Here is a 23,944-nt window from a genome sequence, read left to right as displayed (position 1 = left end):
GGTCGCGGTCCGCGCCCTCGGGGGGCCGCCCGGGCCGGCCCGCCTAGACTGGACGACATGTCGTACCAGCCGCTCATCGCGCCGTCGATCCTGTCCGCCGACTTCGCCCGCCTGGACCGCGAGATCGAGCGCATCCCGTCCGCCGACTGGATCCATGTGGACGTCATGGACGGTCACTTCGTGCCCAACCTGTCCTTCGGCGCCCCTGTCGCCAAGGCGGTCGGGAAGGTCACCGTCAAGCCGATGGACTGTCATCTGATGATCGAGGACCCCGCGCGCTGGGTCGGTGACTACGTGGACGCCGGGGCGTTCAACGTCACCTTCCACGTCGAGGCGACCGACGACCCGAGGGCGGTCGCCGAGCAGCTGCACTCCAGGGGGTGCAGGGCGGGCATCTCCATCAAGCCCGGGACCGCGGTCGAGCCGTACCTCGATCTGCTCGACCATGTGGACCTGGTCCTGGTGATGAGCGTCGAGCCCGGTTTCGGCGGCCAGAAGTTCATGCCCGAGGTGCTGGACAAGGTCCGCACGCTGCGCGCGGAGATCGACCGCCGCGGTCTCGCCGTCCTGATCCAGATCGACGGGGGCATCGATGCGGGCACCATCGCCGAGTGCGCTGCCGCGGGATGCGACGTGTTCGTGGCCGGCTCGGCCGTCTACGGTGCTCCGGACCCCGACGCGATGATCGGGACCCTGCGCTCCGGGGCGCTCGACGCGCGGGCGTGACGGTGCCTCACGTGCCGGAGGTGCCGGGCGTGCCCGGCGGGCCGGGGGCCGATGGTGACGGACGCCGCCGTCGCGAACGGGACGCCCTCGCCGCGGCGATCACCGTCTCCGCCTCCGCGTTGGGGGTGTGCACCCCCAACCCCCCGGTCGGTGCGGTCGTCCTCGACGAGAGCGGTGAGGTCGTGGGGACGGGCGCGACCGAGGCCCCCGGCGGTCGGCACGCCGAGGTGGTGGCGCTGGACGCCGCCGGGGACCGCGCGCGTGGCGGGACGATCGTGGTGACCCTGGAGCCGTGTGACCACCACGGGCGCACCGGACCGTGCACCGGTCGGATCCGCGAGGCGGGGCTCGCCCGTGTGGTGTACGCGGTATCCGACCCGAACCCCGTGGCGTCCGGCGGCGCCGGGACCCTGCGGCGGGAGGGGATCGGGGTCGTCCGGGCCGACGACGACGAGGTGCGCGCCGCCCGCAGCGGCCCGCTGAGGGCGTGGCTCCACCGCCAGGACCACGGCCGGCCCCTCGTCACCTGGAAGTACGCGGCCAGCCTGGACGGCAGGGTGGCGGCGGCGGACGGATCGAGCAAGTGGATCACCGGGCCCGTGTCGCGCCGCCACGCCCACGCCAGACGGCAGGAGATCGACGCCCTCGTCGTCGGAACCGGGACGTTGCGCGCCGACGACCCCGCCCTGACCGCCCGCACCGACGACGGCCGGCCCGCCCCCCGCCAACCGCTGCGGGTGGTGATGGGGCTGAGCCCCGTGCCCGCGGACGCGAGGGTGCGGGGCGCCGACGACCGGTTCCGGCACCTGGCCACCCGCGACCCCGCCGAGGCGCTGGCCCTGCTCGGTGACGTCTCGCACGTCCTCGTCGAGGGAGGCCCACGACTCGCGGGAGCGTTCCTCGCCGCCGGTCTCGTCGACGAGATCGACGCCTACCTCGCGCCCCTGGTACTCGGCGCCGGACTGTCGGCGGTGTCCGGCGCAGGGGTCGACACGCTCGCCGCCGCCCACGGATTCGAGATCCGAGAGACCACCATCCTGGGCGACGACCTCCACCTGCGCCTGACTCGTACTGCTGACACGACCCCACTGACGAGAGGACCCCGCTGATGTTCACCGGAATCGTGGAGGAACTCGGAACCCTCGACTCGATCGAGACGACGGGGGACTCCGCGCGCCTGCGCATACGAGGGCCGCTGGTCACCTCGGACGCCCACCACGGCGACTCGATCGCCGTCAACGGGGTGTGCCTGACGGTCACCCGGTGGGAGCCGGGGGAGTACTTCGACGTGGACGTGATGGCCGAGACGCTCGACCGCACCGCCCTCGGAGCACTGGCGCCCGGTGACCCGGTCAACCTCGAGCGCGCCATGCGCGCGGACGCCCGGTTCGGTGGCCACATCGTCCAGGGCCACGTCGACGGCACCGGCCACGTCCTCAGCCGGGTCGAGCACGATCACTGGCACGTCGTGCGCGTCTCGTTGCCCGTCGACCTCTCCCGGTACGTGGTGGAGAAGGGGTCGATCACCGTCTCGGGGACCTCGCTGACGGTGTCGGCGGTCAGCCCCGGAGGCGAGCCGGAGGCGTGGTTCGAGGTCTCCCTCATCCCGACCACCCTCGAGGCCACGATCCTCGGCGGACTCGGCGAGGGCGACCCGGTCAACCTCGAGGTGGACGTGCTGGCCAAGTACGTCGAGCGGCTGCTCGGCGGACGCGGTGGGGGGTCGCACTGACCGGATGCGCCATACTTGAGCCCGCGCCCGCGGCCCCCGCCCGGGCCCGCCTGATTGAGGAGAACCCGCAGCAGTGACCACCTTCGACGGCATCGATCGAGCCATCGCCGACATCGCGGCGGGACGGGCCGTGGTGGTGGTGGACAGTGAGGACCGCGAGAACGAGGGCGATCTGATCTTCGCCGCCGAACTCGCCACACCCGAACTCATGGGTTTCCTCGTCCGGTACTCGTCCGGATACGTGTGCGTCGCGCTCGAGGCCGAGGACTGCCTCCGACTGGACCTGCCGCCCATGCGCGCCATCAACGAGGACCGCCACGACACCGCCTACACCGTGACCGTCGACGCGCGCACCGGCGTCTCCACGGGGATCTCGGCCGCCGACCGCGCCCGGACCGCACGTCTGCTCGCCGCCGACGACACCGTGCCCGGTGACTTCACCCGCCCCGGCCACGTGGTGCCCCTGCGCGCCCGTCCCGGCGGCGTGCTCACCCGGCCCGGCCACACCGAATCCGCGGTCGACCTCGCCCGGTTGGCGGGGCTGCGCCCCGCCGGCGTCATCTGCGAGATCGTCTCCGAGGACGACCCCACCACCATGGCGCGCACCCCCGAGCTCCGGCGGTTCGCCGACGAGCACGGGTTGGCGATGATCACCATCGAGGCACTCCAGGCGTGGCGTCGCGCGAACGAGGTCCAGGTGGTGCACGAGGCCGCCGCGCGGATCCCCACCCCGGCCGGCACCATGACCGCCCACGGGTACCGCGACACCCTGCAGGGGGTCGAGCACGTGGCGATGGTCGCGGGTGACATCTCGGGCGACGACCCCGTCTCGGTCCGCATCCACTCCGAGTGCCTGACCGGCGACGTGTTCCATTCGCTGCGCTGCGACTGCGGACCCCAGCTCGACGCCGCGGTCGCCGCGGTCTGCGAGGAGGGTCGCGGGATCGTGCTCTACATGCGTGGACACGAGGGCCGGGGGATCGGCCTGGTGCAGAAGCTGCGCGCCTACCAACTGCAGGACGACGGGCGCGACACGGTGGACGCCAACCTCGACCTGGGGTTGCCCGCGGATGCCCGCGACTTCAGTCTCGCCGCGCAGATGCTCAGGGACCTCGGCGTGACCCGGGTGCGGCTGATGACCAACAATCCCGCCAAGGCGGACGCGCTGCGTGCCGGTGGGGTCGAGGTCGTGGCCCGGGTGCCCATGCCGACGGCGGTCACTCCCGAGAACCTGCGATACCTGCGTACCAAGCGAGACCGGATGGGTCACCTGCTCGAGGGACTCGACGAGGGGCCCGCCGGCCCGGCCGGCGCCGACGTGGACGGAGAAGATCAGCGATGAGCGGCAGCGGTAGACCCGAGCTCGTGATCCCCGACGCCCGCGGGCTGCGGCTCGGGGTGGTGGCCTCCACCTGGCACCAGGAGATCTGTACCCAGCTCATGGACCGGGCCCTGTCCGTCGCCGAGGCCTCCGGTGCGGTGGTCACCGTGGCGCGCGTGACCGGCGCCGTGGAGCTGCCCGTGGTGGCGCAGGAGCTCGCACGGTCCCATGACGCCGTGGTCGCGTTGGGCGTGGTGATCCGGGGCTCCACCCCGCACTTCGACTACGTCTGCCGGTCGGTGACCGACGGACTCACCCGCATCGCACTGGACGAGGCCACCCCCGTCGCCCACGGGGTGCTCACCACCGAGAACGAGGACCAGGCCCGCGACCGCGACGGCCACGAGGGCGCCGCAGAAGACAAGGGGGGAGAGGCCGTGGCCGCCGCGCTCGGCGCCGCGATCGCCCTCCGCAGCCTGAGGACCGGTCGATGAACGAGAGCTGGGATTTCGAACACCGGCCCCGGCGGATGCGCACCACCGCGATCGCGGTGGCGGTGCTCATCGTCATCGTCCACGTGGTGTGGGCGGTCATCCTCGTCCGCGGTGACACCGGGGTGACGATCGGGGTCGCCGACCAACTGGCCTTCGTCGTGATCGGCTTCATCTTCGCCGGCGTCCTGCTCACCCTCCTGCGGATCCGGGTGCGGGTCGGGCAGCAGGGCGTGGAGCTCCGCGGGCCACTGCGCGTCCGGACCTGGGGGTGGGACGACGTCGTGGGGCTGACGTTCCCGCGCTCCAGCTACTGGCCCCGGCTCGAGCTCCCGGCCTACGAACACGCCGGGATCTGGGCCATCCAGACCATCGACGGCCAACACGGGATCGACGGCATGGCGCGCCTGCGCGAGGCCGTGCGAGCCCACAAGCCCTCGGCCGCCGACCCCGAGACCGTCGCCGACCGCTGACCCGCTGTGGCCGATCCACGTACCTACCGCCCGGCCCCCGGCTCGATTCCGACCGAGCCGGGGGTCTACCGCTTCCGTGACGAGCACGGGCGTGTCATCTACGTCGGCAAGGCCAAGAACCTCCGAAGCCGACTGAGCTCGTACTTCGCCGACCTGTCGCTCCTCCACCCCCGTACCCGACGGATGGTCCTCGCCGCGGCCGGAGTGCAGTGGACGGTCGTGTCCACCGAGGTCGAGGCGCTGCAGCTCGAGTACACCTGGATCAAGAAATACGATCCGCGGTTCAACGTCCGCTACCGCGACGACAAGACCTACCCGATGCTGGCGGTCACCGTGGGCGAGGAGTTCCCCAGGGCGTTCGTCTACCGGGGGCCCCGGCGACCGGGTACCCGCTACTTCGGCCCCTACTCACACGCGTGGGCCATCCGCGACACCCTCGACACGCTGCAGCGGGTGTTCCCCGTGCGCTCCTGTTCGGCCGGGGTGTTCAAGCGTCAGGCCCAGCTCGGCAGACCCTGCCTGCTGGGGTACATCGACAAGTGCGCCGCCCCCTGCATAGGCCGGGTGACCCCGGACGAACACCGTGTGATCGTGGGCGAGCTCATCGACTTCCTGGCCGGGCGCACCGATGCGATCATGCGCCGCATCGAGAAGCGGATGCTCGAGGCCTCCGCGGACCTCGACTTCGAGCGCGCCGCGCGCCTCCGGGACGACCTCGGTGCCATGCGGCGTGCGATGGAGAAGCAGGCGGTCGTGCTGGGCGACGGCACCGACGCCGACGTGGTGGGCGTCGAGGTCGACGAACTCCAGGTCTCCGTCCAGGTGTTCCACGTCCGCGGAGGGCGGATCCGCGGCCAGCGCGGATGGGTCGTCGAGCACGCCCACGGGGTGGACGAGGACGGCGAGTTCGACGCGACCCGGGCCGTCCCCGGGGTCGTCTCCGACTACCTCGCCCAGTTCTACGGGGGAGAGGCCGATCTGGCCGAAGCCGCCGAATCCGGGGACATCGCAGCCGCGGTGCCACGGGAGGTCTTGGTCCCCGCCCTGCCCGAGGACTCGGACGAGCTCGCGGACTGGCTCTCGGGCCTCCGCGGCTCCCGTGTCTCGCTGCGGGTGCCCCAGCGCGGCGACAAGCGGGCCCTGGCCGAGACGGTCCACCGCAACGCCGTCGAGGCCCTGACCCAGCACAAACTCCGGCGCAGCGGCGACCTCACCGCCCGCTCCGCCGCACTCCAGGAGATCCAGGAGACTCTCGAGCTGGACTCGGCACCCCTGCGCATCGAGTGCGTGGACATCTCCCACACCCAGGGCACCGACGTCATGGCCTCCCTCGTGGTGTTCGAGGACGGGATCCCGCGCAAGAGCGACTACCGGCTCTACCGCATCCGGGACGCCGCCGGCGACGGCCACTCCGACGACGTCGGCAGCATCGCCGAGGTCACCCGCCGTCGCTTCCGACGCCACCACGAGGACCCGGCCGTCACGCCGGACGAGACCGACGGCCCGGTCGACGACGTCGGAGCCCGGGACACGGCGCCCGCCACCCGCCGGTTCGCCTACCCACCGCAGCTCTTCGTGGTCGACGGTGGCCGACCGCAGGTCGAGGCCGCCGCCGAGGTCCTGTCCGAGCTCGGCGTGACCGACGTGCCGGTGATCGGGATCGCCAAACGACTCGAGGAGATCTGGCTGCCCGGGGAGGAGTACCCCGTGATCTTCCCGCGCCACGGTGAGGGGCTGTTCCTGCTCCAGCGGTTGCGCGACGAGGCCCACAGGTTCGCCATCCGGGCCCACCGGGGCGCCCGGTCCAAGCGGATGACGGCGTCGGTGCTCGACGATGTCCCGGGCCTCGGCCCGTCCCGACGGGCCGCGCTGGTGGAGAAGTTCCCGACCGTGTCCGCACTGCGCGCCGCGAGCATCGACGACCTGTGCGCGGTACCCGGGATCGGTCCGGGGGTCGCGGCCGCGATCCACTCGACGCTCGGCACCGACACCGGGCCCGGGGACGCGGCCGCCACCGACGTGGAAGACTCGGACGGGCAAGCCGACCGGGCACAGACCGACGACACGAGGTGACACGATGGACGCAGGTGACGACGACGGCCACGGCGAGCGAGGGCGCGAGCTCCTGCTGATCAGCGGTATGTCCGGGGCGGGGAAGGGCACCGCATCCAAGGTCCTCGAGGAGTTCGGCTGGTACGTCGTCGACAACCTCCCGCTGGCGTTCGTGGGAGAACTGCTCGCCCGGTTCGGGGAATCCGACGACGAGCCCCTCCGCCTCGCCATCGTCACCGATACCCGCAGCCTCGGGTTCGACGAGCACCTCGGGGACCTCCTCGAGCTGATCGACGACCGTCCGCAGGCGCGGATCCTCTTCCTCGAGGCCTCGGACGAGGCTCTGGTCAGCAGGTTCAACAACGTGCGCCGCTCCCACCCCCTGCAATCCGGTGGCGGGTTGATCGACGGCATCACCCGTGAACGCAAGATCCTCGAGGGACTACGCGGGCGTGCCGACGTCGTGGTGGACACCTCGTCGCTGAGCGTGCACGACCTGCGCCACCGACTGGAGACCCCCTTCGGCGACCTCGGGTTCGACTTCCACCTCACCGTGGAGTCGTTCGGGTTCAAGTACGGCGTCCCCGTGGACGTCGACATGCTGCTGGACATGCGGTTCCTCCCCAACCCGCACTGGATACCCGAGCTCCAGCCGCACACGGGGCGGGACAAGCCCGTCCAGGACTACGTCCTCGCCGACGAGTCGATCGAGGAATACCTCCGCGCCGCGGTCTCGATGATCCGGCTGGCGATGACCGGGTACCGACGCGAGGGCAAGCGATACATGACGATCGCGGTCGGATGCACCGGGGGCAAACACCGGAGCGTGGCGATCTCCGAGTCGCTCGCCGGCCGACTGACCGGCCTCGACGCGGTCGAGGTCCACGTCCGTCACCGCGACCTCGGGCGGGAGTGAGGCCGGACATGACCGACAACACCGACAGCACCGACACCGCCGACACCGGCAGCATCCCGTCCGTCGTCGCCCTCGGCGGCGGTCACGGCCTGTCCGCGACCCTCCGCGCAGCCCGCCTCGTCGCCGACCACGTCACGGCGGTCGTGACGGTCGCGGACGACGGCGGTTCCTCCGGTCGGCTGCGTCGCGAGCTGGGGATCCTCCCACCGGGGGACCTGCGGATGGCCTTGTGCGCCCTCGCCTCCGAGGAGGACGACAACGCGCTCCTGACGAGGCTCTTCCAACACCGCTACGGGGGCACGGGCGCACTGGCCGGGCACGCGGTGGGCAACCTCGTCTTCGCCGGCCTGTGGGAGTTGCTGGGTGACCCCATCGAGGCGCTCGACGCCGTCGGATCGATGCTCGGCGTCACCGGCCGCGTGCTCCCGATGTCCCCGGTGGCCCTCGACATCGCGGCCGAGGTCGTCGGACTGGAGGCGGACCCCCGTGTGGTCCGGACGATCATCGGACAGGTCGCCGTCGCGACGACCCCGGGCAGCGTCCGCCGGGTCACCCTCATCCCGGACGGTCCGCCCGCCGCGGAGGGCGTGGTCGGCGCGATCACCGGGGCCGACCTCGTGGTGCTCGGCCCCGGGTCGTGGTTCACCAGCGTGATCCCCAACGTGCTCGTGCCCGAGATCGCGTCCGCCCTCAAGCGGACGACGGCGACGAAGGCTCTCGTGCTCAACCTCGCGCCGCAGCCGGGGGAGACCGCCGGCTTCTCCGCCGAGCAGCATCTCCACGTGCTGCGTCAGCATGCGCCCGAAGTTGACTTCGACGTCCTGCTCGTGGACCCCAGGATGCCGCTGAGCGCCACCGAACGCGCGCATCTCGACCGGGCGGCGGCGGGACTCGGGGCACGGGTGATGACCGCGGAGATCGCCAGGACCGCTGCGGATGGGACGATGAGGCCTGTCCACGACCCCGCACTGCTCGCCTCGGCACTCGCCGACTCGGTGCGATGAGGAACGGGACGATGAGCCGAGAACGAAGGAGCAGGGCGTGTCACTGACCGCACAGGTCAAGTCCGAACTGGTGAGGGTTCCCGTGGGGAACACCGAGACCAGGAAGGCCGAGGTGGCCGCGCTGCTGAGGTTCGCCGGCACCCTCCAGGTCCTGTCCAACCGACTCGTGATCGAGGCCGAGGTGGACTCGGGGGAGATCGCGGATCGTCTCGCCGGGGAACTCGACGCACTGTTCTCCGTCCCGTGCGAGATCCACCCGATCGGGGGCTCGGGAGGGCGACCGGCCCGAAAGTTCGTCCTGCGGGTCATCGACCGGGGTGCGGATCTGGCCCGCCAACTCGGGTTGGTCGACAACTCGGGCCGGACGGTCCGTGGGCTCCCCGCCGCGGTCGTCGGCGGCTCCGTCGCCGCCGCCGAGGCTGCGTGGCGGGGCGCGTTCCTCGCCCACGGGTCGCTGACCAAGCCCGGTCGATCGTCCGCGCTGGAGGTCACCGCGCCGGGGGCGGAGGCCGCGATGGCGCTCGTGGGCGCCGCACGGCGTCTCGGTGTGACCGCCAAGGCCCGCGAGGTCCGCGGCGGGGACCGGGTGGTGATCCGCGACGGCGAGGCGATCGGGGTCCTCCTCGCCCGACTGGGCGCCACCTCCACCAGGGACATCTGGGAGGAGCGCCGATCCCGGGGGGAGGTCCGCGCCACGGCCAACCGGCTCGCCAACTTCGACGACGCGAACCTGCGCAGGTCGGCCCGGGCCGCTGTGGCCGCGGCCGCCCGCGTCCAGCGCGCCCTGGAGATCCTCGCCGAGGACGTCCCCGATCACCTGCTCGCCGCGGGTGAACTCCGCGTCCAGCACCGCCAGTCCTCGCTCGAGGAACTCGGCCAGCTCGCGGACCCGCCCATGACCAAGGACGCGGTCGCCGGCCGGATCAGGAGACTCCTGTCCATGGCGGACCGGAAGGCCGCCGATCTCGGAATCCCCGACACCGAGTCCGTCGTCACCGAGGACATGCTCGACGAAGGCTGATCCACCCCGAGCACCCTGCACGGGCGCGCCCCGCGGCGGGTAGTCTGGATCACGTCCCGGGCTCCACCCGGCCCTGGTGACGTCAAGCGTTCTCGCACCACCAATAAGGAGACAACACGTGACCGTGCGCGTAGGCATCAACGGATTCGGACGTATCGGCCGCAACTTCTACCGCGCGGTGGAGGCTCTCAAGGCCGAGGGCAAGACGGACATCGAGATCGTGGCCGTCAATGACCTGACCACGAACGACATGCTCGCTCACCTGCTCAAGTACGACTCGATCCTGGGTCGTCTGGGCAAGGACGTCACGTTCGACGACTCGTCGATCACCGTCGGTGGTGTGAAGATCGGCGCCCTCGCCGTCAAGGAGGGTCCCGCGTCCGTGCCGTGGGGCGACTACGGGGTCGACGTCGTCGTCGAGTCCACCGGCATCTTCACCGATGCGGAGAAGGCCAAGGGCCACCTCGAGGGCGGCGCCAAGAAGGTCATCATCTCGGCGCCGGCCAAGAACGAGGACATCACCGTCGTCATGGGCGTCAACGACCACGAGTACGACGGTTCGCAGACGATCATCTCCAACGCCTCCTGCACCACCAACTGTCTCGCCCCGGTCGCCAAGGTGCTCTCGGACGAGTTCGGGATCGTCAAGGGCCTCATGACCACGATCCACGCCTACACGCAGGACCAGAACCTCCAGGACGCGCCCCACAGCGACATGCGTCGTGCCCGCGCCGCCGGCATCAACATGGTGCCCACCTCGACCGGTGCCGCCAAGGCCGTCGCGCTCGTCCTCCCGGAGCTCAAGGGCAAGTTCGACGGGTACGCCGTGCGCGTCCCGCTGCCCACCGGTTCGCTCACCGACCTCACGGTCGAGCTCGAGAAGAAGGCCTCGGTCGACGAGGTCAACGCCGCGATCAAGGCCGCCGCCGAGGGTCCGATGAAGGGAATCCTGAAGTACACCGAGGACCCGATCGTCTCCTCCGACATCGTCGGTGACCCGCACTCGTCCATCTTCGACGCGCCGCTGACCAAGGCGATCGACGGCCAGATCAAGATCGCCTCCTGGTACGACAACGAGTGGGGTTACTCCAACCGCCTCGCCGACATCATCGGCCTGGTCGGCAAGTCCCTCTGAGAACTCTCGGGACTTTCATCCCCAGTACGACGATCCGGGCCCGGTCCGGGAACGCCCACAGCGTCCCGACCGGGCCCGGAGCACATAGTCCGGTACCGCGTACCACCCACCATCACCACCGTTCTTCCGACAGGAGTCCCACCACATGGCCGTGAGCACGCTCAACGACCTGCTCGACGCCGGCGTAGAGGGCCGCAAGATCCTCGTCCGCTGCGACCTCAACGTCCCGCTCGACGGCACGACCATCACCGATGCGGGCCGTATCACGGCCTCGCTGCCCACGCTCAACGCCCTGCTGGACGCCGGCGCGGCGCTGGTGATCACGGCGCATCTCGGCCGTCCGAAGGGGCAGGCCGATCCCGAGTTCTCACTCGCCCCTGTGGCCGAGAAGCTGGGTGACGAGCTCGGACGCTACGTCCAGCTCGCCGGAGACGTGGTGGGTCCGGATGCCCGCGAGCGCGCCAACGGTCTGACCGACGGCGACGTCCTCCTCGTGGAGAACGTCCGGTTCGACGCACGCGAGACGAGCAAGGACGAGGCGGAGCGGGCCGAGTTCGCCGCCGAACTGGCGAGCCTCGTGGGCGAGGACGGGGCCTTCGTGTCGAACGGCTTCGGGGTGGTCCACCGTGCCCAGGCGTCCGTGTACGACGTCGCCAAGGTCCTCCCGGCCTACGCCGGGGACCTCGTCCGGAGCGAGGTCGAGGTCCTCGCGAACCTCAGCGGTGACCCCGAGCACCCCTACGCGGTCGTGTTGGGCGGGTCCAAGGTGTCCGACAAGCTCGCCGTGATCGAAGCCCTGGCGCCCAAGGTCGACAGCCTCGTCATCGGTGGCGGTATGTGCTTCACCTTCCTCGCCGCCCAGGGTCACGGGGTCGGCTCCTCCCTGCTGCAGGAGGAGATGATCGACACCTGTAAGGATCTGCTCGCCAAGTTCGGGGACGTCATCAGCCTGCCCGTGGACGTGGTGGCCGCCGATGGTTTCGCCGCCGACGCGCCGCACACCACGGTCGCCGCCGACGCCATCCCCGAGGGGAAGATGGGCCTGGACATCGGTCCCGAGTCGGTGAAGGCATTCAGCGAGAAGCTCTCCACCGCCAAGACCGTCTTCTGGAACGGCCCCATGGGCGTGTTCGAGTTCGAGGCGTTCTCCGCCGGGACACGAGGGGTCGCGGAGGCCATCATCACCGCGACGAAGAACGGCGCGTTCTCGGTCGTCGGCGGCGGCGATTCCGCCGCGGCCGTCCGCACTCTGGGTCTGGGCGAGGAGAACTTCTCGCACATCTCCACCGGTGGCGGGGCCTCGCTGGAGTACCTGGAGGGCAAGGAGCTGCCCGGCGTCACCGCCCTCGAGCGCAGCAACTGATCCGGACCCCGAGACCACAGGAGAGAACATGGCACGCACCCCGCTCATCGCCGGCAACTGGAAGATGAACCTCAACCACCTCGAGGCCATCGCACTCGTGCAGAAGGTCGCCTTCGCACTCCCGGACAAGTACCTGGAGAAGGTGGACGTGGCCTTCATCGCCCCGTTCACGGACATCCGCGGTGTCCAGATCGTCATCGAGGGCGACAAGCTCGGTTTCGCCTACGGCGCCCAGGACGTCTCCGTCCACGAGTCCGGTGCCTACACCGGCGAGATCTCGGCGGCGATGCTAGCCAAGCTCGGCTGCACCTATGTCGTCGTGGGCCATTCCGAGCGGCGGGACTACCACTCGGAGACCGACGAGCTCGTGGCCGCCAAGGCCGCCGCCTGCCACAAGCACGGGTTGACGCCGATCGTCTGCGTCGGTGAGAAGCTCGAGGTGCGCGAGGCCGGGGACCACGTCGACTTCGTCGTGAACCAGCTCAAGGGTTCCCTGGCGGGTCTGACCAGGGACCAGCTGGCCTCGACCGTGATCGCCTACGAGCCCGTGTGGGCGATCGGGACCGGCAAGACCGCCTCCGCGGCCGACGCCCAGGAGGTCTGTGCCGCCATCCGTTCGGCGCTGGCCGATCTCGCGGACGACGCGACCGCCGAGCAGATGCGGGTCCTGTACGGCGGCAGCGTCAACGCCGGCACCATCGGCGAACTACTCGAGCAGTCCGACGTCGACGGCGGTCTGGTGGGCGGAGCCTCGCTCAAGCCGGATGAGTTCGCCCAGCTGTCCGCCATCGCGGCCGGCGGCCCGTTGCCCTGACCCACCCACCCCGGCGCGCCCGGCCCGGCCGGGTCGGGCGCGCCGGGATTCGCCGCGGACACCCGACCGGGTAGTCTGTAGCGGTCGCACCCGACCGCCCGACCCGACGTGAGGCACGATCCCTACATGAAGCTCGCCCTGGACATCTTCCTCATCATCACCAGCCTGCTGCTGATGCTGTTCATCCTGCTGCACCGCGGCAAGGGTGGTGGCTTGTCCTCGCTGTTCGGCGGCGGCGTCCAGTCCAGCCTCTCCGGGTCCAGCGTCGTCGAGCGGAACCTCGACCGCGTCACCGTGGTCGTCGCGATCCTGTGGGTCATCGCCATCGTGGCGGTCGGCCTCATGGTCCGCTTCGGCTGACCCACCACACTCCGGCGCGACCGAGTCGTCGCCCACACGAGCGGGGTGCCCGCCTTCCGTCAACGGAAGGACAGGCACCCCGTTTCGTCCGTTGAGGACGGAATGGTGCACCCCGGTGTCCGGTCAGCCCAGCATCTGTCTGACGCGCCATCTCTCTGACGCACCAACTGTCTAACCCAGCAGCTGTCTAACCCAGCATCGAAGCGGCCGGTCCGTCCAGGTGGTAGGTGGTGGACTCCATGCCGACGGCGCCGGCGACCGGCCAGTCCGCGGGATCGGCCCCGCCGAGGCCCTTCGCCACCGCCTCAGCCTTCCCGTCGCCGGCGGCCACGACGATCACGTGCCGCGACCGGCGGACGGCGGGAAGGGTGAAGGTGAGCCGCTCAGGCGGGGGCTTGGGACAGTCACGCACGCCCACCGCGAGCCGCTCGACCTCGGCGATCGCCGGGGAGTGCGGGAAGATCGAGTCGATATGTCCCTCGGGTCCCATACCCAGCAGCGTGACGTCGAACAGCGGTCCATCGCCGGCGGGTAGGTCCACGGCCCGCAGGAATGCCTCGGCTGCGCTATCGACGTCGTCGAACTCGGGGCCGCGCGCCGGCCACCGGTGGATGACGGCACGGTCGCCGATGACGCCGAGCAGAACGGCGTCGAGTTGCCCGTCGTTGCGTTCGGCGTCGTCCACCGGGACGAAGCGTTCGTCACCCAGGAAGACGGTCACGCTGTTCCAGTCGATGTCGGCCCGGGCGAGCGCGGCGGCGGTCTTCACGCCCACCGACCCACCCGTGAGGGACAGGGTCGCATGCCCGGCCACCGCGATCCGGTCGCCTAAATGCCCGGCAGTCGCCAGTGCTGCAGCCTCGGCGAGGGCCTCGGAATCCGGGTGTACGAGATGACGGGTGACTGACATCGGCGCTCCTGTCGTGGGTGTGGTCGGGATCTGACGCGAGCCCCGGCTCAGCGGACGGAGGCCGAGGTGTAGATGACGCGGTCATGGTTCGCCAGGGCATCCGCGTACACGCCGTCGGTGTCCATGCGCCGCAGCTCCTCCGACAGACAGTCGGCGATACTCCGACCGACGAGGGCGACCCGCGTGGGCGCCTGACCGGTGATGCGGAGCTCGGCCGAGGTGGGGCTGATCTGCTCGAGGACGATGGACCCGGATGCCCGCTCGAGGACGACCATCCTCGGCCCGACGGCCCGGAGGACGTCGATGCCGAGACGCGACGCCAGCCAACCACCGGCCAGGTCCACCGAGGCCGCCCGCTCCGGACCGCACACCGTCGCTCCGGTGATGGGTTCGAACGGCGGGCTGTCCAGCGTTGCGGCGAGCAGCGATCGCCAGTGCGTGATGCGCGCCCACGCCAGGTCGGTGTCGCCGGGCGAGTACCCGGCCGCCCGCTTGGCCAGGGCATCGGTCGGGTGCCCCTCCGCGTCAGAGTCGACGATCCGACGCCTCGCGAGTCTGCCCACCCTGTCCTCGGACAGCAGCGTGGGGGAGTGGCGGGGCCACCACACGGCGAGTGGCGTGTCCGGCAACAGCAACGGGGTCACCAGGGACGCAGACTGGGACGCCATCGCGCCGGAGGTGCGCAGCACGACGACCTCTGCCGCGCCGGCGTCGCCCCCGACGCGGATCTGACCGTCGAGCCTGTCCACGTCCGCGCGGCGACCGCGGATCACGACGATGACCCGGCACGGGTGTTCCCGGCTGGCCTCGTTGGCCGCCTCGATCGCGGACTCACTGCCGCGGACATGATCGGTGATCACGATCAGTGTCAGGACCCGTCCGATGGTGCTCAACCCGGCGTCCTCGCGGATCTGCACGAGCTTCTTGGCGATCTCCCGCGTCGAGGTGTCGGGTAGGTCGATGATCACGGTCGCCTCCATGCGCGGCCACTGCGGGCCAGTATCTCGTCGGCGCCACTCGGCCCCCAGGTACCCGCCTGGTACTGCTCGGGGGTCCCGTCCGATTCCCACTCCTGCAGGACGGGGTCCAGCAGTTGCCAGCTCAGTTCGACTTCGCGGGAGACCGGGAAGAGCGAGGGCTCTCCGAGGAGGACGTCCAGGATGAGACGCTCGTACGCCTCGGGGGAGGACTCGGTGAACGCCTCGCCGTAGGCGAAGTCCATGTTGACGTCCCGGACCTCCATCGCGGTGCCGGGGACCTTGGAACCGAAGCGCAGGGTGACACCCTCGTCTGGTTGGACCCGGATGACCAGGGCGTTCTGGCCGAGCTCCTGCGTCATGGTCGCGTCGAACGGCAGGTGCGGAGCGCGGCGGAAGACTACGGCGATCTCCGTGACGCGCCGTCCCAGACGCTTACCGGTGCGGAGGTAGAACGGGACTCCCGCCCAGCGCCGGTTGTGGACCTCGAGGGTGATCGCGGCATAGGTCTCGGTGGTCGAGGAGGGGTCGTACCCCTCTTCGTCCTTCAGCCCCACGACCTGTTCGGATCCCTGCCAACCCCCCGCGTACTGACCTCGCGCGGCCGTCTCGGCTATCGGCAGCGCCAGCGAGGTCGACTCGAGGACCTTGGTCTTCTCCGCCCGCAGAGCGGCAGCGGAGAAGTCTGTCGGTTCCTCCATCGCGATAAGCGCCATCAACTGGATGAGGTGGTTCTGGATGACGTCCCGCGCGGCGCCGATGCCGTCGTAGTAGCCGGCCCGGCCACCCAGACCGATGTCCTCGGCCATGGTGATCTGGACGTGGTCGACGTGGTTCGCGTTCCACACCGGCTCGAAGAGTTGGTTGGCGAAACGCAATGCGAGGATGTTCTGGACGGTCTCCTTGCCCAGATAGTGATCGATGCGGAACACCGAGTCCTCGGGGAACACCGCACCCACCACGGCGTTGAGCTCGCGCGCGCTGGCCAGGTCGTGTCCGAAGGGCTTCTCGATGACGACCCGGCGCCAGGATCCCTCCGGACCGCGGGTGCACCCGGTGCGATCGAGGTGCCGGCAGACGGTCGGGAAGTCGTCCGGGGGGATGGACAGGTAGAACGCGTAGTTGCCGGCGGTCCCACGTTCGGCCTCCAGGGCCTCCAGCTGGGCCGCGAGGCGATCGAAGCCCTCGTCGTCGTCGAAGGTCCCGGTGACGAACCTCAGCCCGGCGGCGAGCTGCTCCCACACGTCCTCTCGGAACGGGGTACGGCACCGTTCCCGGGCCTGTTCGCGTGCGAACGCGGCGAACTCGTCGTGCGCCCACTTCCGACGTCCGAACCCGATCAGGGAGAAACCCGGCGGGAGCAGACCACGGTTGGCCAGGTCGTAGATCGCCGGGATGAGCTTCTTCTTGGACAGGTCACCGGTGACGCCGAAGATCACGAGGCCGGACGGCCCCGCGATCCGGGGGAGCCGACGGTCCCGCGGGTCGCGGAGAGGATTGGACCATCCCTCCGGCGCTCCCCCCGGGACCTCGTCGACCCGTGTGCCCCCGCCGTCGGAGCCGCTCACGACCCGGTCGGGATCTCGTCGATCCGCGCCCGCACGGTGTCCACCAGATCGTCCCAGGCGGTCACGAACTTCTCCACGCCCTGTTGCTCCAGGAGCGCGAAGACCTCCTCCAAGTCCACGCCCTCGGCGCGCACGGCGTCGAGAGTGGCCCGGGACGCCTCGGCGGTGCCGCGGACCGTGTCGCCCTCGACGACGCCGTGGTCCGCGAACGCCTCGATGGTGCCGAACGGCATGGTGTTGACCGTGCCGTGGGTGACCAGACCGGTCACATAGAGGGTGTCCGGGTACGCCGGGTCCTTGACCCCCGTAGAGGCCCACAGGAGACGCTGGGGGCGGGCCCCGCGATCGGCCAACTCACCGAAGCGACCGGCCGGGTCGAAGACCTCGTCGTAGACCTCCTGGCACAGGCGGGCGTTCGCCAGCCCGGCCTGGCCGCGCAGGTCGGACGATCCCGGAAGTCGGGAGTCGATCTCGGTGTCCAGCCGGGAGACGAACACCGACGCCACCGAGTGGATGGCGGACAGGTCGTGCCCTGCTGCGACAGCCTGCTCGAGCCCGGTCAGGTACGCCTCGGCGACCTTGCGGTACTGCGCCGCCGAGAAGATCAGAGTGACGTTGACGTCGATCCCCTTGCCGATGACATCCGTGATGGCCGGCAGGCCCGCGGCGGTGGCGGGGATCTTGATCATGACGTTCGGTCGGTCGACCACCTCGGACAGCTCCACCGCCTGGGTGACGGTTCCCGCGGTGTCGTCCGCGAGACCGGGATCCACCTCGAGGGAGACACGGCCGTCCACCCCGTCGGTCGTCCGGTGGATGTCCGCCAGCACGTCACAGGCGTCGCGGACGTCGGACGTGGTCAGGGCCCGGACGACGGAATCCACGTCGCGATCGGCCCGGACCGCCTCGGCGAGCGCACTCTCGTACGCGGAGGAGTCGGCCAGTGCCGACTGGAAGATCGCGGGGTTGGTCGTCACGCCGACGATCGAGTACGCGGACATCCGCTTCTCGAGCTCGCCGGAGGCCAGGAGCTGCCGCGACAGGTCGTCGAGCCACACGGAGACGCCGGAAGCGCTCAGGGCGGCGAGATTGGCGTTGGTCATGATGCCTCCCCTCGGGCGGCCGCGAGGGACTCGCGGGCCGCGGAGACCACCGCATCGGCGGTGATCCCGAACTCGGTGAACAGGGTCTGGTAGGGCGCGGAGGCGCCGAAGTGCTCGAGCGAGACGGCCCGACCGGCGTGCCCGATGAACCGGTGCCACGGCATGGCGATGCCGGCCTCGACGCTCACCCGGGCACGGACGGAGCGGGGGAGCACCGACTCGCGGTACCCGGCGTCCTGCTGATCGAAGAACTCGACGCACGGCATGGAGACCACCCGGGTCGGCACCCCCTCCGCCTCGAGGACCTCACGTGCCCGGACGGCCAGCTGCACCTCGGACCCGGTGCCCATGAGGATCACCTCGGGAGTGCCCGTCGACGCCTCGGCGAGGACGTATCCGCCGCGCTCCACGCCCTCGCGGGCGAGTTCCTTGGTGCCCTCGAGAACGGGGACGTCCTGACGGGTCAGGCACAGGCCCTTGGGCCCATCGAGCGCCTCCAGCATGGCGCGCCACGCCGCCGCGGTCTCGTTGGCATCGGCCGGGCGGAGGATCGCCAACCCGGGGATGGCGCGCAGGGCGGCCAGCTGCTCGACCGGCTGATGGGTGGGGCCGTCCTCGCCCAGACCGATCGAGTCGTGCGTCCACACGTAGTACGCGTTGCTGCCCTGCAGTGCGGCCAGCCGGACCGCAGGACGCATGTATTCACTGAAGATCAGGAAGGTACCGCCGTAGGGCCGGGTGGGGCCGTGCAGCGCGATTCCGTTGAGGATCGCCCCCATCGCGTGCTCGCGGACACCGAAGTGCAGGTTCCGGCCGTAGGGCGACGCGGTCCACGTGTCGGTGGAGATGGTCGCCGGGCCGAAGGAGTCCGCACCCTTGATGGGTGTGTTGTTGGACCCCGCCAGGTCCGCGGAACCGCCCCACAGTTCGGGCAGGGCCGCACCCAGCGCCTGGATCGCCTCCGCCGAGGCCTTGCGCGTGGCGACACCCTTGGCATCGGCGTCCCAGGTCGGGAGCCCGGCGTCCCAGCCCTCGGGGAGCTTGCCCGAGTAGAGACGGTCGAACAGCGCCTTCCGCTCCGGGTTCGCCTCCGCCCAGGCGTGGAACATGTCGCTCCACTGCGCGTGGACGCGGGCACCCCGGTCGCGGGCGGCCCGCGTGTGGGCGATCACCTCGTCCTCGACCGTGAACGGATCGGTACCGCCCATACCGAGCGCCTCCTTGACCGCGTCGACCTCGTCCTGGCCGAGCGCCGCGCCGTGAGAGGCACCGGTGTTCATCATCGTGGGAGCCGGGTAGGCGATGATCGTGCGCAGCACGATGAGAGACGGCTTGTCGGTGACCGCGCGCGCATCGGCGATCGCCTCCTCGATGGCGGCGACGTCCTCGCCGCCGTTCACCGTCTGCACATGCCAGCCGTACGCCTCGTAGCGTGCCGCGACGTCCTCGTTGAAGGCGATCTTCGTGTCGTCCTCGATCGAGATCTCGTTGTCGTCGTAGATCGCGATGAGGTTGCCGAGCTGCTGGGTGCCGGCGAGGGAGGACGCCTCGGCGGTGACGCCTTCCTGGATGTCCCCGTCGGAGGCGATCACGTAGATGAAGTGGTCGAACGGACTCTTGCCCGACGGGGTCTCCGGATCGAACAGACCGCGCTCGTAGCGTGCGGCCATCGCCATGCCGACCGCGGAGGCCAGTCCCTGACCGAGCGGGCCGGTCGTGATCTCCACGCCGTCGGTGTGACGCCACTCCGGGTGTCCGGGGGTCTTGGACCCCCAGGTCCGCAGCGCCTTGAGGTCGTCCAGCTCCAGACCGAAGCCGGCGAGGTACAGCTGGATGTACTGGGTGAGGGAGGTGTGCCCACAGGACAGGACGAAGCGGTCCCGGCCGACCCACGTGGGGTTGGTGGGGTCGTGCCGCATGATGCGCTGGTAGAGCGTGTACGCGAGCGGCGCGAGACTCATCGCGGTGCCCGGGTGGCCGCTGCCGCACTTCTGCACGGCCTCCGCGGCGAGGACCCTCGCGGTGTCCACGGCGCGGGTGTCGAGTTCGGTCCAGTCGGACGGGTGGCGTGCAGTGGTGAGCTCGGTGATCTCCGACGCGCTGGTCACTTGTGGTTCTCCCGGGTCTGAGGGTGCGGCGCGGATCCGCGCGTATGTCGTGAACCACCTTAGTGGTCGCGGGCGCGGCGGGGCGTACGGTCCCCGCCCCCGCTCTTTCGCGGACCGCGCAGGGGGGACGTAGTATCGGCGCAGTAGTGCGTTGACGTCTGCTGCGAGGAGTTCCGGTGCACGATTCCACCCCGACCCGGAGTGGGGGACCATCCGTCTCCCCTCCCGAGTCCACGGGGCGGCCGGCTCCGGCGAGCGGGCGAGCCCGTCTGACGGATGTGGTGATGGCGTACATCGCCCTCACCAAGCCCCGAGTGATCGAACTGCTCCTCGTCGCGGCGATCCCCGCGATGCTGCAGGCCGATCGAGGCGCCCTCCTGAGCGGTGACGACACGGGCCTTTCCATCTCATTGGTCCTGCTCACACTGGTGGGTGGCTGGCTCGGGGCGGCCAGCGCCAACTCGCTCAACATGGTGGTCGACGCCGACATCGACAAGGTGATGAAGCGGACGGAGCGCCGGCCGCTGGCGCGTCACGCGATCAGCACCCGGGCCGCCCTGATCTTCGGTCTGGTCCTCGGTGCCTCGAGCATGCTCTGGCTGGGGTTGCTCGCCGGCAGCTGGTTGGCCGCGTTCTTCATCCTGCTGACGATCTGTTTCTACGTATTCGTCTACACGATGATCCTCAAGCGTCGCACCGCCCAGAACGTCGTGTGGGGCGGAGCCGCCGGATGCATGCCGGTGCTGGTGTCGTGGGCCGTGATCACGGACCACCTCCCCGAGGGCCAGCCGCACAACTGGTGGCAGGCGATCGTCCTGTTCCTCATCATCTTCTTCTGGACTCCGCCGCACACCTGGGCGCTGGCGATGCGCTACAAGGAGGACTACGAGGCCGCGGGTGTCCCGATGTTGCCCGTGGTCATGTCCGCCGAGGGCGTCACCCGCCGCATCACCATCTACACCTGGGTGACGGTCCTGTGCACCCTGGCACTGATCCCCGCGGCCGGGTGGGTGTACGCCGCCGGCGCCGTCGGCTTCGGCGTGTGGTTCATCATCATGGCCCACCGTCTCGAGGCCGGGGTCCACCGCGGCATCGAGGTCAAGCCCCTGAAGTTGTTCATCCTGTCGAACAACTACCTGGCCGGGGTGTTCGTGGCGCTGTCCGTCGACGCCCTCCTGGGACTACAGACGGTCGCAGAGCTCATCCCGCTCGCCTGACCACTCGACCCCACGCGCCGCTCAGCGGGTGGGGTCGAGGACGACGGATCCGGTGGTCTGTCGCGACTGCAGTGCCCGGTGCGCCTCAGCGGCGTCCGAAAGGGCGAAGCCCGCGCCCACAGACAACCGCAGCGACCCGTCGACGATCCCCTCGAGGACCTCTGCCGCGCGCTCGCGGAATTCCGCCGTGCCGGCGATGAAGTCACCCAAGCTCGGCCGGGTGAGGAACACCGAGCCGGCCGCGTTGAGCCGCTGCGGGTCCACCGGGGGAACCGGACCACTCGCCGCGCCGAAGAGCACGAGCGTCCCCCGACGGGCCAGCGAGGCCAGGCTGTCGTCGAAGGTGTCCCGGCCCACCCCGTCGAACACCACCGAGACGCCGCCGTCGGAGAGCTCCCGGACCCTGTCGGGGGTCGCCTCGGGGTAGAGCAGCACGTGGTGCGCCCCCAGGTTCCGGCACAGTTGCGCCTTCTCCTCGGTCGATGTCGTGGTGATCACCCGATAGCCATGGACCGTGGCCATCTGGATGAGGAGCTGACCCACACCACCCGCGCCGGCGGTGATCAGCACGGTGTCACCGGGTACGGCCCGGTGGGTGTCGGTGATCAGGTAGTGCGCCGTGAGTCCCTGCAGCAGCATCGAGGCCGCCACCTCGTCGTCGACCCCCTCCGGCACGGTCACCAGCGACTCGGCCGGCGCCACCACGTACTGCGCGTACGACCCGGGCACCTGGCACCAGGCCACCCGATCGCCGACCACCAGGTCGGGAGTGCCCTCGCCGACCTCCTCGACCACTCCCGTCCCCTCGCTACCCGGGACGAAGGGCAGCTCCCGGGAGTAGATGCCCTCGCGGAAGTAGGTGTCGATGTAGTTCACCCCGACCGCGGTGGTGCGCACGAGCACCTCGCCCGGCCCTGGGGAGGGCGTGTCCACCTCGACCGGCGTCAGCACCTCGGGTCCACCGTGTCCGGAGATCTCAATGGCTCTCATGGAGCCCAGTATCCGGGAGGGTCGGGCCCGACGCAGCCGGTGCGGGTCCATCGGTTCGCCTGTTCGCGGGAGTGCCGGCGTGGGCGGGGCGGGGGAGGCGATAGGCTACCCCCATGAGCCTGCAGATCCTTTCCCAGTACGCCGGGGGGCCGCGAGTCCGGGCGACCGGATGGCCCGAGATCACCACCAGTGGGTCCGGGTCGCCGGCCGCGTCCACCCGCTCCCAGGCGGCACCCGAGGACGCTCCGGAGACGGCCGCGCCGCGGACGGAGGCTCCCGGGGCGGCGGCTGCCGAGGCCACCGGACCCGCACAGACGGCATCCCCCGTGCAGGAGACCCCCGCGCAGGAGACCCCGGCCCCGGCCGCGAGCGGATCGGGCGGGGCCGTCTCGCTCGGTCGCCGCGCCCCGCGCGCACCGGGCGGGGGTGCGTCCACCCTTCACGGTTCGCGTATCACCGAGGTCGACGGCGGCGCTCCCGTCGCATCGTCGGCCCCTGCCGCGTCACCCGCCCAGCCGGCCGCTGCCGCGTCACCCGCCCCGGCCGGTTCCACGGCGTCCGACCCCGCCGAGACGGGGTCGGCTCCGGCGCAGCCTGCTGCCGAGCCGGCCGCGAACGCCGCGCAGTCGGATGAGACGGCCGCCTCCCCGGCTCCGGCGGCCCCGACACCGGCGGCCGCACCGTCCGCACCGTCCGCACCGTCCGGCGGCGGGCTCAAGCTCGGGGGCGGCTCCAAGGCCAAGGCCCCCGGTGGCGGTTCTGCGGGCAAACTCGTCCTGGGTGGCGCGGCCGGTGCCGCTGCGGCCGGTGCCGCTGCGGCATCGGGAGGCGACGACAAGGCCCCCACCCCGGCCGCGGCGTCGACGCCCGCGGGGGACCCGGCGCCCGCAGCACAGGCGGCCCCGGTGCCCGCGGCGAAGGCGGAGAGCGCCACCGATGCGGCTCCGGCCGAGAAGAAGTCCGGCGGAGTGACCCTCGGCGGCGGTTCCTCCGCCAAGGCACCGGGCGGCGGCAAGCCCGGCGGCCTCACGTTGGGCGGCGGGAGCAAGGCCAAGGCACCGGGCGGCGGCAAGCCCGGCGGTCTGACGCTGGGCGGTGGCACCGCGTCCGCCGCGCAGGCGCCCCCCGCTGCGGAGACTGCCGGCGAGTCGAAGGACGTCGACGCCACCGGCTCGGCCGACTCGGCGCCGTCCGCGGCTGACCGGCCCGCGGATGCACCGGCCGCCTCCCAGCCGGCGGCGGCTGGCGCGGGCGATGAAGGCGGCCCGGCGACGCAGGAGGAGCCGGCTGCCGCGAAGGACACGCCGGCCGAGAAGGCGCCCGCCGAGAAGATCGAGGCGGCGCCGGTGCCCTCGGGCCCCACCCCGCCGGCCAAGACCGCCAAGTTCGTCGAGAAGTTCCTGTCCCGCCACGGTGGGTCGGCGGACGTCGTCCTCCAGCCCGTGGGTCGCTGTGGTGTCCGCGTCACCCTGGTGGGCGCCGACGGCGTCCTGGGCGACACGATGGTCGACAGCCTGTCGGAGGCCGAGGCGGTCCGTGACGGGATCTCCGGTCTGACCGGATCGGACTGGACGCGTGAGCTGGTCTCGCGCACCGATGTGCCGGCCGGGCACTGGAAGCGCATGGCTGGTTCGGGTTCGCTGGTCTGATTCCCTGACCTGCG

At 70.8% G+C, this 23,944-nt stretch carries 22 protein-coding genes; 16 read left to right on the top strand and 6 right to left on the bottom strand.

Annotation, left to right across the window (positions count from 1 at the left end; all coding sequences use genetic code 11):
• Nucleotides 1-57 precede the first annotated feature (57 nt).
• The 14 genes from rpe (at nt 58) to secG (ending at nt 13,408) form a co-directional block, all read left to right on the top strand.
• Nucleotides 58-726, top strand: a complete 669-nt coding sequence (gene rpe, locus AC3DE3_RS01080) for a ribulose-phosphate 3-epimerase (RefSeq protein ID WP_488368696.1) — start codon at nt 58-60, stop codon at nt 724-726.
• A complete protein-coding gene (gene ribD, locus AC3DE3_RS01075; protein WP_488368695.1) occupies nt 723-1,835 on the top strand; it encodes a bifunctional diaminohydroxyphosphoribosylaminopyrimidine deaminase/5-amino-6-(5-phosphoribosylamino)uracil reductase RibD in 1,113 nt (370 codons plus the stop codon). Before rpe ends, ribD begins: the two co-directional genes overlap by 4 nt.
• The gene (locus tag AC3DE3_RS01070; protein WP_260487577.1) at nt 1,835-2,458 is read left to right on the top strand and encodes a riboflavin synthase; all 624 of its coding nucleotides are present in this window, start codon (nt 1,835-1,837) and stop codon (nt 2,456-2,458) included. The genes ribD and AC3DE3_RS01070 overlap by 1 nt, the downstream gene beginning before the upstream one ends.
• Before the next feature lie 73 nt (nt 2,459-2,531).
• Nucleotides 2,532-3,800, top strand: coding sequence for a bifunctional 3,4-dihydroxy-2-butanone-4-phosphate synthase/GTP cyclohydrolase II (locus AC3DE3_RS01065; RefSeq protein ID WP_260487576.1), 1,269 nt, complete (start codon nt 2,532-2,534; stop codon nt 3,798-3,800).
• Entirely contained in the window at nt 3,797-4,273 is a 477-nt protein-coding gene (gene ribH / locus AC3DE3_RS01060; protein ID WP_488368694.1) for a 6,7-dimethyl-8-ribityllumazine synthase, read from the top strand. Before AC3DE3_RS01065 ends, ribH begins: the two co-directional genes overlap by 4 nt.
• Nucleotides 4,270-4,743 carry a PH domain-containing protein gene (locus AC3DE3_RS01055; protein WP_488368693.1) on the top strand — a complete coding sequence of 158 codons (474 nt, stop codon included), beginning with the start codon at nt 4,270-4,272 and terminating at the stop codon, nt 4,741-4,743. The genes ribH and AC3DE3_RS01055 overlap by 4 nt, the downstream gene beginning before the upstream one ends.
• 6 nt (nt 4,744-4,749) lie before the next feature.
• Entirely contained in the window at nt 4,750-6,816 is a 2,067-nt protein-coding gene (gene uvrC / locus AC3DE3_RS01050) for an excinuclease ABC subunit UvrC (RefSeq protein WP_260487573.1), read from the top strand.
• Between the two features lie 4 nt (nt 6,817-6,820).
• A complete protein-coding gene (gene rapZ / locus AC3DE3_RS01045) occupies nt 6,821-7,711 on the top strand; it encodes an RNase adapter RapZ (protein WP_488368692.1) in 891 nt (296 codons plus the stop codon).
• A gap of 8 nt (nt 7,712-7,719) precedes the next feature.
• Nucleotides 7,720-8,715, top strand: a complete 996-nt coding sequence (locus tag AC3DE3_RS01040; protein ID WP_488368691.1) for a gluconeogenesis factor YvcK family protein — start codon at nt 7,720-7,722, stop codon at nt 8,713-8,715.
• Between the two features lie 37 nt (nt 8,716-8,752).
• Nucleotides 8,753-9,736: a DNA-binding protein WhiA gene (gene whiA / locus AC3DE3_RS01035; protein WP_260487570.1), complete on the top strand. Its 984-nt coding sequence runs from the start codon at nt 8,753-8,755 to the stop codon at nt 9,734-9,736.
• A 118-nt stretch (nt 9,737-9,854) separates the two neighbouring features.
• Nucleotides 9,855-10,871: a type I glyceraldehyde-3-phosphate dehydrogenase gene (gene gap, locus AC3DE3_RS01030; protein ID WP_260487569.1), complete on the top strand. Its 1,017-nt coding sequence runs from the start codon at nt 9,855-9,857 to the stop codon at nt 10,869-10,871.
• A gap of 145 nt (nt 10,872-11,016) precedes the next feature.
• Entirely contained in the window at nt 11,017-12,234 is a 1,218-nt protein-coding gene (locus tag AC3DE3_RS01025) for a phosphoglycerate kinase (RefSeq protein WP_488368690.1), read from the top strand.
• A 28-nt stretch (nt 12,235-12,262) separates the two neighbouring features.
• Nucleotides 12,263-13,048: a triose-phosphate isomerase gene (tpiA, locus tag AC3DE3_RS01020; RefSeq protein WP_260487567.1), complete on the top strand. Its 786-nt coding sequence runs from the start codon at nt 12,263-12,265 to the stop codon at nt 13,046-13,048.
• Between the two features lie 126 nt (nt 13,049-13,174).
• Nucleotides 13,175-13,408 carry a preprotein translocase subunit SecG gene (gene secG / locus AC3DE3_RS01015; protein ID WP_260487566.1) on the top strand — a complete coding sequence of 78 codons (234 nt, stop codon included), beginning with the start codon at nt 13,175-13,177 and terminating at the stop codon, nt 13,406-13,408.
• 187 nt (nt 13,409-13,595) lie between these two features.
• On the opposite strand, the gene pgl is transcribed toward secG, so the two are convergent.
• The 5 genes from pgl to tkt are packed head-to-tail and all read right to left on the bottom strand — an operon-like array spanning nt 13,596 to nt 20,074.
• Nucleotides 13,596-14,318 carry a 6-phosphogluconolactonase gene (gene pgl, locus AC3DE3_RS01010; protein WP_260487565.1) on the bottom strand — a complete coding sequence of 241 codons (723 nt, stop codon included), beginning with the start codon at nt 14,316-14,318 and terminating at the stop codon, nt 13,596-13,598.
• A 47-nt stretch (nt 14,319-14,365) separates the two neighbouring features.
• On the bottom strand, nt 14,366-15,286 hold the full coding sequence (locus AC3DE3_RS01005; RefSeq protein ID WP_488368689.1) for a glucose-6-phosphate dehydrogenase assembly protein OpcA: 921 nt from the start codon (nt 15,284-15,286) through the stop codon (nt 14,366-14,368).
• Nucleotides 15,283-16,863: a glucose-6-phosphate dehydrogenase gene (gene zwf, locus AC3DE3_RS01000; RefSeq protein ID WP_488368688.1), complete on the bottom strand. Its 1,581-nt coding sequence runs from the start codon at nt 16,861-16,863 to the stop codon at nt 15,283-15,285. Before zwf ends, AC3DE3_RS01005 begins: the two co-directional genes overlap by 4 nt.
• Nucleotides 16,860-17,966 (bottom strand): transaldolase, encoded by a 1,107-nt coding sequence (gene tal / locus AC3DE3_RS00995; RefSeq protein WP_260487562.1) that lies wholly within the window; start codon nt 17,964-17,966, stop codon nt 16,860-16,862. Before tal ends, zwf begins: the two co-directional genes overlap by 4 nt.
• Nucleotides 17,963-20,074, bottom strand: a complete 2,112-nt coding sequence (gene tkt, locus AC3DE3_RS00990; protein ID WP_488368687.1) for a transketolase — start codon at nt 20,072-20,074, stop codon at nt 17,963-17,965. The genes tal and tkt overlap by 4 nt, the downstream gene beginning before the upstream one ends.
• A 269-nt stretch (nt 20,075-20,343) precedes the next feature.
• Between tkt and AC3DE3_RS00985 the strand changes: the two genes are divergently transcribed.
• On the top strand, nt 20,344-21,291 hold the full coding sequence (locus AC3DE3_RS00985; RefSeq protein ID WP_260489119.1) for a heme o synthase: 948 nt from the start codon (nt 20,344-20,346) through the stop codon (nt 21,289-21,291).
• Between the two features lie 21 nt (nt 21,292-21,312).
• Here AC3DE3_RS00985 and AC3DE3_RS00980 read toward each other — a convergent pair whose 3' ends face one another.
• Nucleotides 21,313-22,281, bottom strand: a complete 969-nt coding sequence (locus AC3DE3_RS00980; RefSeq protein ID WP_488368686.1) for a quinone oxidoreductase family protein — start codon at nt 22,279-22,281, stop codon at nt 21,313-21,315.
• Between the two features lie 113 nt (nt 22,282-22,394).
• Between AC3DE3_RS00980 and AC3DE3_RS00975 the strand changes: the two genes are divergently transcribed.
• Nucleotides 22,395-23,930: a hypothetical protein gene (locus tag AC3DE3_RS00975; protein WP_488368685.1), complete on the top strand. Its 1,536-nt coding sequence runs from the start codon at nt 22,395-22,397 to the stop codon at nt 23,928-23,930.
• Nucleotides 23,931-23,944 lie beyond the last annotated feature (14 nt).

Source organism: Dietzia sp. IBK-p2-16D (genome assembly GCF_057773085.1).
This window is presented reverse-complemented; position numbering and strand designations above follow the sequence as displayed.